Source organism: Flavobacterium koreense (assembly GCF_054776075.1).
This window is the reverse complement of sequence record NZ_BAAHCF010000008.1, coordinates 207767-225923: the sequence shown is the minus strand read 5'-3', so window position 1 is coordinate 225923 and position 18157 is coordinate 207767. Positions and strand designations below refer to the sequence as shown.

At 31.1% G+C, this 18157-nt stretch carries 12 protein-coding genes; 8 read left to right on the top strand and 4 right to left on the bottom strand.

Going from position 1 to position 18157, the window contains the following annotated elements; genetic code table 11:
- The first annotated feature begins 64 nt into the window (after nt 1-64).
- The 7 genes from ACYU7A_RS04560 (at nt 65) to ACYU7A_RS04530 (ending at nt 11603) form a co-directional block, all read left to right on the top strand.
- The gene (locus ACYU7A_RS04560; RefSeq protein ID WP_460574446.1) at nt 65-3580 is read left to right on the top strand and encodes a hypothetical protein; all 3516 of its coding nucleotides are present in this window, start codon (nt 65-67) and stop codon (nt 3578-3580) included.
- A complete protein-coding gene (locus ACYU7A_RS04555) occupies nt 3577-4017 on the top strand; it encodes a response regulator (protein ID WP_460574444.1) in 441 nt (146 codons plus the stop codon). Before ACYU7A_RS04560 ends, ACYU7A_RS04555 begins: the two co-directional genes overlap by 4 nt.
- Nucleotides 4018-5241 (top strand): phosphorylase family protein, encoded by a 1224-nt coding sequence (locus ACYU7A_RS04550; RefSeq protein WP_460574442.1) that lies wholly within the window; start codon nt 4018-4020, stop codon nt 5239-5241.
- A gap of 117 nt (nt 5242-5358) precedes the next feature.
- Nucleotides 5359-5679, top strand: a complete 321-nt coding sequence (locus ACYU7A_RS04545) for a GIY-YIG nuclease family protein (protein WP_460574816.1) — start codon at nt 5359-5361, stop codon at nt 5677-5679.
- 215 nt (nt 5680-5894) lie between these two features.
- On the top strand, nt 5895-7250 hold the full coding sequence (locus ACYU7A_RS04540; protein WP_460574440.1) for an alpha-amylase family glycosyl hydrolase: 1356 nt from the start codon (nt 5895-5897) through the stop codon (nt 7248-7250).
- A 95-nt stretch (nt 7251-7345) separates the two neighbouring features.
- Complete coding sequence (locus ACYU7A_RS04535; RefSeq protein WP_460574438.1) at nt 7346-9364, top strand: M13 family metallopeptidase; 2019 nt, start codon at nt 7346-7348, stop codon at nt 9362-9364.
- Between the two features lie 136 nt (nt 9365-9500).
- The gene (locus ACYU7A_RS04530) at nt 9501-11603 is read left to right on the top strand and encodes a prolyl oligopeptidase family serine peptidase (protein WP_460574436.1); all 2103 of its coding nucleotides are present in this window, start codon (nt 9501-9503) and stop codon (nt 11601-11603) included.
- Between the two features lie 406 nt (nt 11604-12009).
- Here the strand turns inward: ACYU7A_RS04530 and ACYU7A_RS04525 are convergent, their stop codons facing one another.
- Complete coding sequence (locus ACYU7A_RS04525; RefSeq protein ID WP_460574434.1) at nt 12010-12552, bottom strand: hypothetical protein; 543 nt, start codon at nt 12550-12552, stop codon at nt 12010-12012.
- A gap of 134 nt (nt 12553-12686) precedes the next feature.
- On the opposite strand from ACYU7A_RS04525, the gene ACYU7A_RS04520 reads away from it, so the two are divergent.
- Complete coding sequence (locus ACYU7A_RS04520; protein WP_460574432.1) at nt 12687-13697, top strand: hypothetical protein; 1011 nt, start codon at nt 12687-12689, stop codon at nt 13695-13697.
- A 105-nt stretch (nt 13698-13802) separates the two neighbouring features.
- On the opposite strand, the gene ACYU7A_RS04515 is transcribed toward ACYU7A_RS04520, so the two are convergent.
- The 3 genes from ACYU7A_RS04515 to ACYU7A_RS04505 all read right to left on the bottom strand — a co-directional run bounded on the left by ACYU7A_RS04515 (nt 13803) and on the right by ACYU7A_RS04505 (nt 18039).
- Nucleotides 13803-16943 (bottom strand): DEAD/DEAH box helicase, encoded by a 3141-nt coding sequence (locus tag ACYU7A_RS04515; RefSeq protein ID WP_460574430.1) that lies wholly within the window; start codon nt 16941-16943, stop codon nt 13803-13805.
- Entirely contained in the window at nt 16940-17329 is a 390-nt protein-coding gene (locus ACYU7A_RS04510; protein WP_460574428.1) for a (deoxy)nucleoside triphosphate pyrophosphohydrolase, read from the bottom strand. The genes ACYU7A_RS04515 and ACYU7A_RS04510 overlap by 4 nt, the downstream gene beginning before the upstream one ends.
- 116 nt (nt 17330-17445) lie before the next feature.
- A complete protein-coding gene (locus ACYU7A_RS04505) occupies nt 17446-18039 on the bottom strand; it encodes a 2OG-Fe(II) oxygenase (RefSeq protein WP_460574426.1) in 594 nt (197 codons plus the stop codon).
- Nucleotides 18040-18157 lie beyond the last annotated feature (118 nt).

The window sequence follows — 18157 nt, the reverse complement described above, 5'->3', positions numbered from 1 at the left end:
CATACAAAATACATTAAATATCCTAAAATAAGAAAATTAATATTGGCTAAAATATAAATAAATAATGAGTAAGAGTAGCGACCATAGAATTAATAAAGTCATGTCTATTAAAAAAGGCAAAATTCATAAAGAACTTCTAAAAGGTTTGATGAAATATGAAACTTCTTCTTTGGATAGGACTTATATTTTATCAAAATTATCAAACTCATTCACAAATATTGTTTACAATAATCCACTCCCAGATTTTGATTATAAAATTTGTCAAGAGAGGGCATCTATAGCTAATGATGATACTACAATAATTAACGAACTTTTCTGGAATTTGGAAACGTTGATTAAATATTCAAAACAAATTAACAAATTTTTGGTTTTAGAAAAACAAATTGAAAATTTTTATCTTTTGAATAAAAATGATGACTGCTTTGATATTTTAAACATCTTAGATGACGAAGTCTGTCACTCAGTTTTTGCTATAAACACTGAATTCCTAATTAATGAGCTCGATAATAATTCACATGAAAATAATAATATATTGCAAAATATATCTGAAGAAGAAATTGAAGCTAAACTTTATATAACCTTACAACTTGATAAATTAAGAATTGAAAAAGCATTTAGTTCTTGGCAGTATGATGCTATTGTTGAACAAGAAAAATTAACATATTCAAAAAACCCAGAATATGTTGACTATATTGACTTTAAGTACGATCCTGTATTTCCAAATCACGATCAAAAATTAAGTAATATACCTTTTGTATTAGGCTTTGAGTCTGACTTTTCTGTTATTGATAGATATAAATCTACTCAGAAAATTATATCATTAATATTAAGTCAAAAAGAACTTAATGAAGAAGATGAAAAAAGATTTTTTATTAAAATTGATGAGTTAAAATCAATATTTTCTGATTTTTATTGGCAAAAGCTAAGTTTAATAGGAACTAATGATTGTTTAGAATATAATTTTGGGGAAGAAAAGGTGTTTTATATTATTCAAGATTTGTTTTTTGAGGAAAATTATGAACAAGTCAAAATTATTTGCAAAGAAACTTTAGAATCTAACCCAAGATGTTCTGAGATATACTTGTTTTTTATAAAATCAATAATTATCACATGTGATGACATCAATAAATACCTCCCTTTAGAGTCACAATTGCGCAAAATATTAAAATCAATAAAATTAATTTTAGAAAAGGGCAAAAATTACCTCCAAGAAAGACAAAACCTTCTTGACCATTTTTATCAAATTTCTCATTTCAAATTCTCAATTCCCATATTAGAATTTTTAACTTATGAATATTATTTTTACACTACTAATAATGTTTTATATAGTTCAATTCTGAATATAGATCCTATTAGATATAATTTTTTCAATCATTTTAAAACTGACAAAAAAACACAAAGTATTAAACATCAATTAATTAAATTTAAAACATATGCGTTTTTATTTGATGAAAGTGAACTTCAACTGAAAGAAATGAGTTTATTTGCTAAAAAAATATATTTATCTAAAATGTTAATTAGTGAAAAATATGAGCAAACTTTAAATCTATTAAATGAATTTAGTACTCTTGAAAATGATAAAATTGAAAAGTTTGAATTTATAAATACTTGGCTCAATAAAAAATATTTGAATTGTTACATTGAATTAAAAAGATTTTCAGAATTCTCAGAACTAATTGTCAAAAGTTATTTTAGAAATGATTATGCGTACACTCACTATTTTGATGAAGCTATAGTAGAAATCATCTTAGATAGTGAAGATATTGATACTAATAAAAATATTTGTATTCCAATATTATTTGAAATATACAATCAATCCCAGACCATATTGTATGATAGTATAGCTAATTTTTTAATAGCTCATTCTCTTTTCATCCCTTCAGAATTAATTAAAAGTAATTTAGATTTTAGCCATGAGCAACTAATTCACTTTTTTGAAAAGGTCTGTACAAAAGAAAATATTGAGGACTCCCCATTTTTAAACACAATTGAAGCTGTTGAAAATGAAAGGATATTAATTTTAAATCATTTAAAAATTTTAAATCCAAGTAAGACTGAAGAGTATAATGAACAAATATTAAAAATAACTACCGAATCAAGTATTCGTCTTGGGTTATTACATATTCATGAAAGTAGAATATATGTTGATACTTTAAATATTTTTAAAATAGTTGAAACACATGTTTTGGAAATTTTTGAAAGATATCTTAGTTTAACAGATACCAATATAGTTGATATTACATCAATAAAACTTAATGAACAATATTCGCGGGAGAGTTCAAATCTTCCATACTATTTTATAAATCCTGTTGATGATGATTTACTACCATTTTATAAAATTGCAAATGACCCTTTAAAAGACTCTAATGTAGTTATTGTACCTAAGATGCGTTTTGTATACTTCACAACTATTTTTAATACTATCAAGAATCTATTTGTTTTTGATGAAAGTTATGGGTTTAAAGGTTATTTAAGTATGAGGATTAGACATGGAACATTTTCAAATGTTTTGAGAGGTGTGTTTGATAAACATCATTTAGTTAGCCAACTCGAGTCAAATTCATTTGAATATAAAAATGTTGAATATTGGAATGACAAATTTGATGAAATCCCAAATGTAAATTTATTACAAGTACAAGATTTATTAAAAAGCTTTTCCAGAGAAATAGACAGAATTATAGAAGTTGGACTTTTATGGATAAATGTTCAATCTAAAGAAAACCCTTCTATAAACGCAGTATTTGATTTTGAATATACTAGTGATGAAATAACATATATTTTCACTAATAGAGTTGGCAGAATTACTGATTTTAATGAATTTGTTAATTTGATTTTTGATATCTTATATGAAAAATTAGAAAAAAATTTATCTATTTTACAAAATAAGATTTCAAACGAATTAACCCCGGAGCTAATAAAAAGTTTAGATAAATTAATAGATGACATTCAGATTTTAAGTTTACCTCAAAATAAAAAAAATCTTATTAGAAGCAATATTTTAAGTTGTAGGACAGATATTTTAATTGTAAATAATGAAATCAACAATTGGTTTAAAATTTCATATAATAAGTCCATCGAAGAGTTTCCACTTGAAATGATATTAAAATCAAGTTTGAAATATATTGATATAATTAACAGTAATGCATTTACAATTGGGAATGTTGTTATTGAAGATTTTACACAATCTCGATTTAATGGAAAATATTTTGAATCATTTGGTGATATCTTTATAAATCTTTTTGACAATATTATTAGTAAAAATCGAGATTTAGGCGAAGATTTAAATGTATATATAAACATTAAAGAAGAAGAAAATATTCTGACAATCAATGTTAAAAATAACATTTCTAAAAGCATCAATATTAATGACCTTTCAAAATCAGTTGAAATGATAAAGAAAAAAATAACTGACTATGTAGATGATTCTCCTATAGGTTTCGAAAAAGGATCAGGTTACTTAAAAATTTGTAAATCTATTTATATAGGTTTAAATCAAAAGATTTACTCTATTACTCCTATATTTGATGAAAATTTTTTTGAAGTTAAAATAGAATTTAATATGAAAGATTTAATTGTATGAATGGATTATTAGTTGAGGACGACCCAGAAAAAGCAATGGAAATTTTAAATTATATCAAAGAAAATTTCTCAAATTGCCAAATGACATATAGACTTTCTTACCAAAGTGGTTTAAAAGAAATCTTTAATATGGATTTTGATTTTATTCTATTAGATATGAGTTTGCCATCATATGACCAAGGTGCAGGCAGTTTTTCTGGGAAGCCCAGAAATTTTGGAGGTAGAGAAATTCTTAAAGAAATGAAAAGATATAAAAAAAGTTCTATTGTTAAAATAATTACTCAATATAATGAATTTGATGGTGGATTACTTTCTTTAAAAAGTCTTGACTCACAATTAAAAACAAAATACCCTCAACTTTATTATGGATATATCTACTACAAATCAAATCAAACAGAGTGGGAAAAAGAATTATATAATTTTATTAATACATTATAAATGGTTGTCTTTATAGTTGATGATGATATTACAAAAACAACTAAAATTGAAGAGGTCCTTAATAGGTTGTCATTAAAACTTAGAATTATCAAGTCTTCAAACTCTGTGGATGCTCTAAATATTCTCTTACAAGAAAAAATAATTGATTTATTAATTCTGGATATAAATTTACCTGTTAGAGAAGGAGAGTTCCCAAAAGCAAATGGAGGTTTATCAATTCTTAATCAAATAATAAGAAGACCTGAAACTTGCAATCCAACATCAATTATTGGATTAACCGCTCATCAGGATTTAAAAAAAATTACTGATAAGTATTTCAATAAAGAAGGTTGGATAATTGTTTCATATAATACAAAACTTAGTGACTGGGAAGATGTTCTCACTAATAAATTAATATATCTATCTAATAAAATAGAAATGAAAACAACACACAACGTATTAATACCTACAATCGTCATTTTAACTGCTATAAAACCTGAGTATTTGGCTGTTAGAGCACATTTAGTAGATATCTATGACAATGATGTAAATGATACATCGTATGAAATTGGTACGTTTCAGTATTTGGAGCAAGATATCGCAAAAGTTATAATTAGGGAATGTGGTCCAAGAAATGCAAATGCAGCACAAGAAACTGAAAGAGCTATACAATATTTTTCACCATCGTGCATTCTTTTCGTAGGAATTGCAGGTTCTCGCAAGCCTAATGATTTCAAAATTGGAGACGTTATATTTCCTATTAAAATTTATTCATATGAAGGAGGAAAAGACATGAAAAATTCTTTTAGTGCTCGTCCTGAAATGGATTCATTGACTTATGCATTAACAGAAAAAGCCAAAAAAGAGAGGCTAAAAAATGACTGGAAATCATTTATCAAAGGAGAGTACAAAACTGATCCAAAGGCAGATTTAGGGATAATAGCATCGGGTGATCTTTTAATTGAACATTATGACTCTTCAATAGGGAAACTGTTGACCAAACATTATAATGATACTTCCGCAGTTGAGATGGAAGGATTTGGTTTTGCTAAAGCTGTTTCAAAACAAGGTAGAGAATCTCAAAATATAATGTACGGTGTGATTAGAGGGATTTCTGATATCATTGGGAATGAGAATTTACAAAATACTGATCAAGATTTAAGACCAGATAATGCTAAGGATTTTGCTTCAGATTCAGCAGCAGCATTCACATATTGGCTAATATACAAAATATTCAAAATTTAAAAAAGGCATACAATTCGACACCAAAAAAAATAAAACAATTTCAATATATTGGATTTACAGGTATATCCTACCTTGGTTCGAGCCCAAGAGAGGGAGCTTTTTAAAAGTCTAACAGAAATGTTAGACTTTTTTTGTTTAAAAAAACCTATCAAATGTTTTCTGTTTATATTTTACATTCTTAAACTCAATAAATTTTACATTGGTTTTACATCAAACTTCGATTTAAGACTACATTTCCATTTTAATTCAGAAAACAGAAAGTTTACACATAATGCTAATGACTGGACTCTCATTTTAAAAATTGATTGCGAAAATAAAAATCAAGCATTACATATCGAAAAGCATATTAAAAAAATGAAAAGTAAAATTTATATTCAGAACCTAATTAAATACCCTGAAATTATTCAAAAACTCTTGTTCAATCACAAAAACTGTTAATCAGAGTCCCGAAAGCTTTCGGGATTGGTTCTCCCGATAGCTATCGGGACAAGAGAGGGAGCTTTTAAAGCCTTTACATTTTTGTAGAGGCTTTTTTTTATTCCTACAAATTACCTTTTTCTTTCAAATCATACCAAAAAATCAAAACCAAATTGGTAGCTATATCAAGATTTTTTGTGATATTTACTTTTTCTAACTATCAAATTCTTTTCATCATGAAGAAAATTCGTATTCCAATACTTTTGATTATTGTTGTACTTTCTTTTGTTTGTTGCAAAAAAAGTAAACCAGAGACTGAAAACAATGAACTTATTGATGGTCATCCTGCTTGGATTATGCAAAGCAACATCTATGAGGTTAATGTTAGACAATATACTTCAGAAGGCACTCTAAATGCTTTTGCTAAACATCTTGACCGACTCAAAGCAATGGGAGTTGAAACTATTTGGTTCATGCCTATAAATCCAATTAGTAAAGTAGATAGAAAAGGTTCTTTAGGAAGTTACTATGCAGTTTCCGATTTTACTTCTATTAATCCAGAATTTGGCACATTAGAAGATTTTAAAAATGTAGTAAAAGCTATTCATGATAGAGGAATGAAAGTCATTATTGATTGGGTTCCTAATCATACTGGAGCAGACCATCGTTGGTTAAAACAACATCCTGATTTTTATGTAAAAGATAGTACAGGAAAAGCAGCAGTAGCTTTTGATTGGGCTGACGTTAGACAATTAGATTTTAAAAATCCGGTCTTACAAGATAGTATGGTAGCAGCTATGAAATTTTGGATAAAAGACACAGACATTGATGGATTTCGATGTGATGTTGCCTGGAATGTTCCAGCTAATTTTTGGAAAAAATCTATTCCACAATTGAAAAAAATGAAGAATGTTTTTATGCTTGCTGAAGGTGATAGCACGTATCTTCCAAAAAGTGGTTTTGACGCAGTCTATCCTTGGCATATGTTCAAAATGATGGAAAAAGTGGCCAAAGGAAAAAGACCTGCGTTTAGTTTAGATAGTATCAACAAAGAAAATGAAACGCGTTATCCAAAGAATACCATCCAAATGTATTTCACTAGCAATCATGATGAAAACAGTTGGAATCATGCTGATTATGGCACTTTCCCAAATGATGTACATGCGCCTTTTGCAGTATTTACTCAAACAATGAAAAATTCGGTTCCACTTATTTACAGCGGACAAGAAGAACCTACGTTAAGAGCATTAAAGTTTTTTGACAAAGATCCGATGGAATTTAAAAATCTTAAAAGAGAGAAATTCTACAAAGCATTACTTCATCTAAGAAAAAGAAATATAGCGCTCTCTGCAAATGCATCCTTCAAAAAAGTTGATGTAGGAGATAAAAATGTAATATATGCGTACACCAGAGAAAAAGACAACAAAAAAATCCTTGTTATTTTAAATTTTTCTGATAAAGAGCAAAGTATCAAAATTTCTGATAAAACACTATTAGGAAAAGCTCATAATGTTTTTAACGAAAAAGAAGAAACCTTAACTAATAATGAGAGAAAAATAAAGCCTTGGGGTTATGAGGTTTATGAATACTAACACATAGCTAATTTTCAAGAGTGTGTAACATTTCATTCAAAATGATTACTAATAAATAGTTACTTATACTAAACAAACTAAAATTAAATTAAAATATGAAAAACATCAAAATCTCTCTTCTTGCAGCAACCGTGCTTTTGGCATCTTGTAGCAAAAAAGAAGAATTGGTATCAGGTATTACCAAAAAGAATATGGATACCTTAGTAAAACCTGGCGATAACTTCGACCGTTTCGTTAATGGAACTTGGGCTAAAAACAACAAAATTCCTGCAGATAAAGCATCCTATGGTGCTTTTGACATGCTGTATGACAAATCGCAAAAAGACGTTAAAGCTATCATTGAAGAAGCTTCTAAAGGAAGTTTTTCTGAAGGTTCAGACGAGCAAAAAATTGGAGACTACTACAGCTCTTATACAAATCGTAAAGACCGTGATGCAAAAGGCGTAACCCCTATTCAATCGGAATTAAAAGCTATTGATGCTATTGCAAATTATACGGACTTAGCAACCTATTTCGGAAAAGCTAACAGAACTGGAGTATCAATTCCTTTTTCAGTTGCTGTTACTGAAGATTTTAAAGATCCAAAAAAATACACTTTAATGACTTGGCAAGGTGGTTTAGGACTTCCTGAAAGAGAATACTACCTACAGAACGATGCCAAAATGTCGGACATTCGTAAGAAATATGTAGCGCATATCGAAAAAATGTGGCAACTAGTTGGATTACCAAATGGCGCTGAAAGTGCAGCTAAAGTTATGGCTTTAGAAACTACTTTGGCAACCAACCACATGAAAAAAGAAGACACTCGTAACACAGCAGCGCTTTACAACAAATATGCTTTAACCGATTTAAAATCGTTAATGCCAGATTTTGATTGGACTGCTATGTTAAAAAATGCAGGTGTTGCTAACGAAAAAAATATTGTAATTGCTCAAGTTGCTTACACAAAAAGCTTAAACAATATCATCAAAAATACACCTATTGATACTTGGAAAACATATTTAAAATGGAGTTTAATTAACAACACTGCTGGTTACTTAAACACTGCTTTAGACAAGCAAAACTTCGAATTCTACGGAAAAACATTATACGGAACAGAGCAACAAGAAGAAGATTGGAAAAGAGCGGTTAGTGCTGTAAATGGTGGTTTAGGCGAAATTGTTGGTAAAGTATATGTAAAAAAACACTTTACTCCAGAAGCTAAAGAACGCATGACAGCTATGGTAAAAAACCTACTTAAAGCATACGCAGCAAGCATCAAAGAATTAGATTGGATGAGTGCTAACACTAAAAAAGAAGCCCTTGCCAAAGTAGATAAATTCATGATTAAAATTGGATATCCAGACAAATGGAGAGACTACTCTGCATTAAAAGTTGCTAAAAACGATTTGTACGGAAATGCAACCAGAGCTACCGAATTTGAATACAACCGTATGCTAAACAAATTAGGAAAACCTGTTGATAGAGGTGAATGGGGAATGAATCCTCAAACAGTGAATGCTTATTACAACCCTACGCTTAACGAAATTGTTTTTCCAGCGGCAATTCTTCAACCACCTTTCTTTAATTTAGCGGCTGATGATGCTGTAAATTATGGTGGAATTGGAGCTGTAATCGGACACGAAATCGGACACGGATTTGACGATCAAGGAAGTACTTTTGATGGTGAAGGTGTAATGAGAAATTGGTGGACTCCACAAGATTTAACAGCTTTTCAAACAAGAACAAAAGCGCTTGTTGACCAATACAACAGCTTTAAAGCATTTCCAGACTTAAACCTAAACGGAAGTTTTACTCTTGGTGAAAACATTGGTGACTTAGGTGGATTGAGCATCGCTCTAAAAGCTTACAAAATGTCATTAAACGGAAAAGAAGCTCCAAAAATGGATGGTTACACCGGAATTCAAAGAGTGTTCCTTGGTTGGGGACAAGTTTGGTTAGACAAAACTCGTGAAGAAGCCTTGAGAAATCAAGTAGCTTCCGACCCACATTCGCCTGCTAAATTTAGAATTAATGGTGTGGTTAGAAACATCCCAGAATTCTACGAAGCATTCAACGTAAAAGCAACAGATTCACTTTATTTAGCTCCAGAAAAAAGAGTTAAAATTTGGTAATCAAATTCAAATCAATATTAAAACCCAGCAGCAATGTTGGGTTTTTTTAGCTTTAATTTCTGATAAGGAAATTTAAAAAATCTTAACAAATAAATTCACTATTTTTGTTTTGCAAACACTTCAACACAATCAAAAAATGAAAAAATCAATTTTAATAATGGCTTTGGCACTCCCAATTACACTAATGAGTCAAAACAAAATGCAATATCCAACTACCAAAAAAGGTCAAGTAACCGATACCTATTTCGATACCAAAGTAGCCGATCCTTACCGTTGGCTTGAAGATGATAGATCCGAAGAAACTGGATCGTGGGTGAAAGAACAAAACCGTCTTACTTACGATTATCTTAGTAAAATCCCATATCGTGATGCCCTAAAATCAAGACTTGAAAAACTATGGAACTACGAAAAAATAAGTGCACCTTTCAAAGAAGGTAACTTTACGTATTACTATAAAAACAACGGACTTCAAAACCAATCAGTACTTTACAGAAAAGATGCAAAAGGCGAAGAAAGCGTATTTCTTGACCCAAATACTTTTTCTAAAGACGGAACCTCATCACTTGGTGGTGTAAATTTTTCTGAAGATGGTTCTAAAGTAGCTTACTCTATTTCTGAAGGCGGTAGCGATTGGAGAAAAGTAATTGTTATGGATGCTGTTACCAAAAAAATATTGGAACCAACTTTGGAAGATATTAAATTCAGTGGCGTGTCTTGGAAAGGAAACGAAGGCTTCTATTATTCAAGTTATGACAAACCTGATGGTAGCGAACTTTCGGCAAAAACCGACCAACACAAATTGTATTACCACAAAGTAGGAACACGTCAAAAAGACGATAAAGTGATTTTTGGCTTAGACCAAAAAAGAAGATATGTTGGTGGTTATGTAACAGAAGACAATCATTATTTAGTGATTACGGCTTCTACATCCACTTATGGAAATGAATTGTACATTCAAGATTTAACCAAACCAAATAGTCCAATTGTAACTATTGTAGATAATTTCAATAGCGATAATTCTATCATTGACAATCAAGGTTCTAAATTATTTATTGCTACCGATTTAAATGCTCCAAACACACGAGTTGTAACCGTTGATGTTAGCAATCCGAAGCCTGAAAATTGGAAAGACCTTATTCCAGAAACCGAGAACGTTCTTAATGTTTCAACAGGAAGTGGTTTTCTTTTTGCCAACTACATGATTGATGCAGTTTCGGCTATCAAACAATATGATTATTCTGGAAAATTGGTAAGAAACATCCAATTGCCAGGAATAGGAACAGCTGGAGGTTTTGGTGGTAAAAAAACAGAAAAGGTGCTTTATTACTCTTTTACAAATTATACTACGCCGGGTTCAACGTATTCATTTGACCCAAAATCTGGTGATTCTAAAGTATATCAAACACCTAAAATTGATTTCAATTCCAACGATTACGAATCTAAACAAGTGTTTTATACTTCCAAAGATGGAACTAAAATCCCAATGATTATTACCCACAAAAAAGGATTAAAATTGGATGGTAAAAACCCAACTATTCTTTATGGATATGGTGGATTTAATGTGAGTTTGACACCAAGTTTTAGTATTTCAAATGCCGTTTGGATGGAAAATGGTGGTATTTACGCTGTAGCCAACCTTCGTGGTGGTGGAGAATACGGAAAAAAATGGCACGTAGCCGGAACTAAAATGCAAAAACAAAATGTATTCAACGATTTCATTGCTGCTGCAGAATATCTAATCTCAGAAAAATATACTTCTTCTGATTTCCTAGCCATTCGTGGTGGTTCAAATGGTGGATTACTTGTTGGGGCAACCATGACGCAAAGACCAGATTTAATGAAAGTTGCACTACCAGCAGTTGGTGTAATGGACATGTTACGTTACCACACTTTTACCGCAGGAGCAGGTTGGGCATACGATTATGGAACAGCCGAAGACAGTAAAGAAATGTTCGAATACATTAAAGGCTATTCACCAGTACACAATGTAAAACCAAATACCAAATATCCTGCAACTATGGTGACCACTGGTGACCATGATGACAGAGTAGTTCCAGCACACAGTTTTAAATTTGCTGCCGAGTTGCAAGACAAACAAGCTGGAGAAAACCCAACATTAATAAGAATAGACATAAACGCCGGACACGGAGCTGGAAAATCAGTAGCAGCATCCATCCAAGAAAGTGTAGATATTATGGCATTCACACTATACAATATGGGAATAACAAAACTTCCTTAATCAGTATTCAGTAATCAGTGTTCAGTATTTATGTCAACTGAACACTGAGCACTGATAAAACTAAATGTCTTTTTTAGATTTCTCCTCCTTTGGAGGAGTGGCTGAAAGCCGAGGTGGCTTTTAATTTTCTTAGATAAAACATCATTCTAAAAATCAGAAAACACTCAAAATGAAATTAATCACACTAACTTAGTGCTCAACACTGAACACTGATTAAACTATATCTTTTTTAGATTTCTCCTCCTCTGGAGGAGTGGCTGAAAGCCGAGGTGGCTTTTGATTTTATTAGATAAAACACTCCAAATGAAATTAATTACACTAACTTAGTGCTCAACACTGAACACTGAACACTGAACACTGAACACTGAACACTGAACACTGAACACTGAACACTGAACACTAAACCCTACTCCTTCTTAGGCAAAGGCGCACCAACAGCAACAGAACAAACATGTCCTTCTTGACCGTGTGGTGGATTCATTCCTGGAGCCGTTTCTACTGGAGCAGCGATAGTTGCAGGTAGGTTATTATTTGTAGTTGTAATTGTAGCACCATTTTGAGTTACCGTACCAGGTGTTGAACCAGCAGAAGTTATTGTTGCCGATTGCGTAGAAGCTGTTGTAGTTTTTGCTGGAGCCGAATTCAATGGAGCACCAACAGCAACATCACAACGATGTCCTGGTTGACCATGCGCTGGATTCATTCCTTTTCCAACTTTTACAGGTTGAGCCGTTGTTGGCGTTACCATGCCATTTGGTGTAGTCATCATAGGCGCACCAGGCTGTGCGGCAGCAGTTGATGGTGTTGTAGGATCGGCAGTTGGACCTTTAAAATCATCCGAAAAGGCAGAGGTTTCTGGATTAGTTGAAACTACATTAGTTTCCTCTTCCTGCTTACAAGAAACAAATCCTAAAGCCACTAAAACTATACATGATATTATATTCTTCATAACAATTCTTTTTTTGATAACATCAAATATACAAGTTTTATAAAACAAAACAATAAACTGGCTGTCATTTTAAAAAATTCTAATCGCTACTCCAACTAAAAAATCACTACATTTATACCTCATAAAATAATACTATGTCTGTCGCCAAATACACGCTGCTGCTTTTGTCATTACTTGTACTTACCTCAAGTTGCAACCAATCACAATCTAAGGAAAATAAGCCATCAAAAGTCAAAGTAGATACTGTCAAAGTAGCCAAAGTCATCACTTTAGATACCGTCGATTATCAAAAAAGAATGGTAGCACTAAGCAATGGCGACACTACTGGAAAATGGCCAGTAAAAACCGTACATCCTTTGCCTGGAGCACTTTTGCCTTACAAACGTATCATCGCTTTTTACGGAAACCTCTATTCTAAACGAATGGGAATATTAGGCGAACTTCCTAAAACGGAAATGCTCAACAAACTAAAAGAAGAAGTAGCACTTTGGAAAGCAGCCGATTCTACGGTAGAAACTGTACCTGCGTTACATTATATTGCTGTTACCGCTCAAGGCAAAAATGGTAGCGGTAGCAACTACCGACTAAGAATGCCGTTCAAACAAATTGATACCGTGATGGCTTGGGCAAAAGAAATTGACGCCTTAGTTTTTCTAGACGTTCAAGTGGGTCACAGCACTGTGAAAGAAGAAATTGCAACACTAACCGATTATTTAAAACTTCCCAACGTTCACTTAGGCATTGATCCCGAATTTTCTATGAAAGGTGGCGAAGTTCCTGGTGCCAAAATTGGAACCATGTCGGCAACCGATATAAATGATGCCATAGATTTTCTTACTACTTTGGTTACAGAAAACAACCTACCACCAAAAGTATTGGTAGTGCACCGTTTTACCAAAAAAATGATTACCGACTACGACCAAATAAAACCAACCGCGCAAGTGCAAGTAGTAATAGACATGGACGGTTTTGGCAGCAAAGAACTAAAAAAAGCCACTTGGATGCGAACCATCTACCCAGAACCTGTTCAATTCACGGGCTTCAAACTCTTCTACAAAAACGACAACGAAGGCAACGCCACAATGTACACACCACAAGAATTACTACAATTCACACCAAAACCGATTTATATACAATACCAATAAAAAATACTTCCTCAACATTCTCCTCCTTTGGTGGAGTGTCCGAAGGACGAGGTGGAAAACACTACCTTTTTAAAAACCTCTAACGAAAGTTGGAGGTTTTTTTTGTTAACCAATTGACATTTTTGCAGATTCTTTCCACAAATAATTAGGCATTGGTTCATTAAGTTCCCATTTAATACTCATTGGTTTTGATCCTTCTGTTTCTCTAAAATTAGCTTCACCTATAAAAACATAACCAAGAGTATTTCCGTTTTCATCATTTGCTTTTTCTCGAACAAAGAGTAATATTTTTTTATTCAATTCACCATGATTTATATATGATAATCCTTTACTTGTTTCGGGTCCATAGGCATTATGCGATTGCCAGTGAAATAATGTTTCACTTATAGCATAATCATCATACATTGTGGTTGGTGAGAAATTTTCCTCTGATTTAATTAAATTTATAAAAAGTATTTCTGTATTTAACTTTTTATTTTCGGCAGCTCCTTCTCTATTTGAAGATTTTTTATCAAATGAACTTAGTCCAAAAGCGACTAAGATTTGATCTCTTGTATAGCGTGCATGTAACTTTAATGGTTGTTCGTATGGAAGTTTAATGTCAATTTCTTTAAATCCAATTTTGTCAATTAAAATTTCTAATATTTCAATGATTTCATTAACAAGAACTTTATTTTTCCCTATTTGTTTTATACTTTTCTCTAATGAATCAAAACCGCCTGCGTTTTGCCAAACATCATAATGCAACATTAATAGCATAGTTTTTTCATTTTCATTAAAATCTTTGATTTGAATATTAAAATCAGATTTAGCAATTTTTAAAATGAAATTGAAATAACTTGTAGAATTTGTGGACAACCACTTTTTACCAATGGCTGAATAAATTTGCTTTTCATTAATTGGTTCAAAATCATCAATAACTCCTGCTTTTTGGCATAATCTTGACCAACTATCTTTTTTATAAATTGTTTCAACTGATAAGTTATTTAAACTAATAAAATTCTCTAAAGTTAATGGCAATGTTGTTTGATGTTGAAAATTTCTAATCTTTGCTATCAGTTGATTTATATTTAAAGATGTTGCTTTTTTGATATTTTCAAGAATAGTTTCTTTTGCTTTCTTTTCTAAAATAATTGAACATCCTAAAGGTAAATGAGGAAAATCATCTTCAATTTCTTTTTGAACTGATGTGGTTGTTTTTCCAATTAATGCTCTAAATTTACTTTCAAAATCGTATTCAGGTCTTGAATTTCCGACAAAATCTAAAACTGTCAAACAATCTTTTCCTTCTGCTAAACGCAATCCACGACCTAATTGTTGAAGAAAAACTGTTAAACTTTCTGTTGGTCTTAAAAACAAAACTGTATCAATTTCTGGAATATCTACGCCTTCATTAAAAATGTCAACTACAAACAAATAATTGAATTCTTTTTTCTTGAATTGAGCTCTAATTCTTTCTCTATCTGTTGAATTTTTGCTTGTCAAACATTCCGCTTTTAAACCTGCTAAATTGAACTTTTCTGTCATGAAAACTGCATGCTCAACTGTAACGCAAAATCCAATTGCTCTAACATCGTTTATATCGTTTGTGTATTTCTCAAGATTTGAAATTATTTGACCAACACGCACATCATTTTTTGTATATAAACTTGTCAATTCACTTGCGACATACTTTCCTTTCTCCCATTTAACATTTGTTAAATCTATACTATCTGTAATTCCAAAATATTGGAACGGACTCAATAATTTCTTATTTAAAGCTTCAGGAAGTCTAATTTCAGCAGCAATACGATTACAGAAATCTTCTAAAATATCTTCTCCATCCATTCTTTCAGGAGTTGCTGTTAATCCCAAAAGAACTTTAGGTTTAAAGTAATTTATTATAGGTCTATATGTTGATGCCGAGATATGATGAACTTCATCAACAATTATAAAATCATAATACTCTGGTGAAAGTTTAATTTCTTTAAGTCGATTATTTAAAGTTTGAACCGAAGCAAAAACATATTCATTTGAGTTTGGTTCTAATCCATCAACCCATAAATCACCAAAATTATTGTCTTTTAAAATTCCTTGAAAAGTTGCTTTTGCTTGTTGTAAAATTTCTTTTCTATGAGCGACAAAAAGTAACTTTGATGATTGATTATTATTTCTAAAATTTTTATAATCAAAAGCAGAAATTACTGTTTTTCCAGTTCCTGTTGCGGCAACTAAAAGGTTTCTATATCTATTATGAACTGATCTTTCAACTTCTAATTTTTCAAGGATTTCACTCTGATAATGAAACGGTTTTAAATCAAAATAAGATGTTGTAAAAGTGTATTCTTTAGAAAATTTTCCTTGTTTTAAAGCTTCAACTAACTTTACAGAATGAATATTTCTATCATATAATTCAAACTCAGAATTTTGCCAATAAGCTTCAAAAGTTTTCTTGAATTTATCTATAATATGGCCAACTTCTTTGGTTGTTATTTTTAGATTCCATTCTAATCCATCTGTTAATGCAGAACGAGAAAAATTTGAAGAACCAATATATCCAGTGTGAAAACCTGTTTTTCTTTGAAATAAATAAGCTTTTGCATGTAACCTTTCATTTCCTGTATTATAAGAAACTTTAACTTTTGTGTTTTTTAATGAAGATAAAAATTCAACTGCTTTTGCATCTGTTGCGCCAATATATGTAGTTGTAATTACTCTTAGTTTTCCGCCTCTATCTGTAAATTCTTTTAATTCACGTTCTAAAATTCTAATTCCTTTCCATTTTATAAATGAAACTAGCAAATCTATTTCATCAGATGATAAAATTTCCTTTCGTAACTCACTTTCTAAAGTTGTTCCAGAATTTCCACCTGTGAAAAGTTCACTATGAATTAATCTTGTATAAGGTGTAATTTCTTTTAAGTGTAAATCTAAATCTGTAAAATGATTGTCAACTTTAGTGAAAACTGCTTTCAAAATTTTACCTTCAGTTTCAATTAAATCATCTTCAAACTCTTCTTTTTTCAATTCTTCTTTTAAAAAAAGAATAATTTTATTGGCAATCGCAATTTGAGTTTCAAGAATATCTTCGCCTTTAATTAAGTTAAAAGCTTGTTTTATGGTTCTACCAATATGTTGAGATAATAATTGAGCTGCTTCCGCTTTATCAATTGAGGTTTTCTTTACTTGAAAAGTATTCTTATCTAATTCGTTTAATTTATAATTGATTAGTTTCGTAACTAATTCTTCATATAATCCTTGGTTCATAGTTCAAGTTTTAAAAATTCTTCCACAATTGGCAAATCTGCTTCTGCCCAATCTAAATTTAATAATTCTGATTTATCAAGTAGTTTATAATCTTTATGTTCGGACAAAATGATTTCTCCAGAAACATAATTTGAGATAAAAGGAATCAAGTTGATTTTAAAAGTACCATAATCATAAATACTATTTGATAATTTCTCTAAAATTTCAATTTCAATATTTATTTCTTCTTTTATTTCTCTTTGTATACCATCAATTTCATTCTCATCCTCTTCTAATTTTCCTCCAGGAAATTCCCATTTTAATGGCAATTTCATTTTTTCACTTCGTTGAGTTACTAAAATTTTATCTTCAATTAAAATGATTGCGCATGTAACATTAATCATCATTAAATTTTTTTATAAACTTAACTATAATTTTTCTTTTTCATGCTAAAATTCATATTGAAATTTGATTCAAAAAATGAGACAGAAAACGATTTTATTAAAGATTTTTTAGTCAATTACTAACCTCTCTTCAACCAACCAGTCACACTAAACCTTCTTTCATTGGTAACTAAAACTTCGTGTTGGAGTTCGTCGCTTTTAAAGAAAACCGTTTTGCCTTGCATCGGTGCAATGGCTTGGTTTTTGGGTTTTTGGTGTATAAAGAGTTCGCCACCATCTTGGGTTTTCCAATGTGGGTTCAGGTAACTCACCATCGAGAATTGGCGTTTGTTGTCGTCTTCAAATTGGTCTAAATGCGCTCGGTAAAAACTCCCAATTTCATACAACGAGTAATGAAACTCATAGCTTTTTATGTTGGTAAAACAACTTTCGTTTAAGTACTCAATAAACGCTTCTATCTTTTCTAGAAACTCTGTTTCGTGGCGGTTGTTGTGGGCTTTGTCTAGCCAATAAATCTTGTCGTTTCTTATCAAATCGTCAAAAACTATTTTTCCGTCATTGCCAACACCAGCGGTAATCATTTGTTGGTCGTCACTCAAAGCAAGTAAATTGGCTTTCAAATGATAACACAAATCATCACTCAAAAAATGATCGGCAATGCCTACTTTATCTGTAATATAACTCGCAATCAAGGTTTCAAAATTCGCATCCATACCACATTTCCCACACTTGATTAGACAAGATGCCGAAAGGTAGTGCTATAAAAACCAGTAAAGTCTTTATTTAACGTTTAGTACAAGAATTAACTCATAATTCATAATTCATAAATAA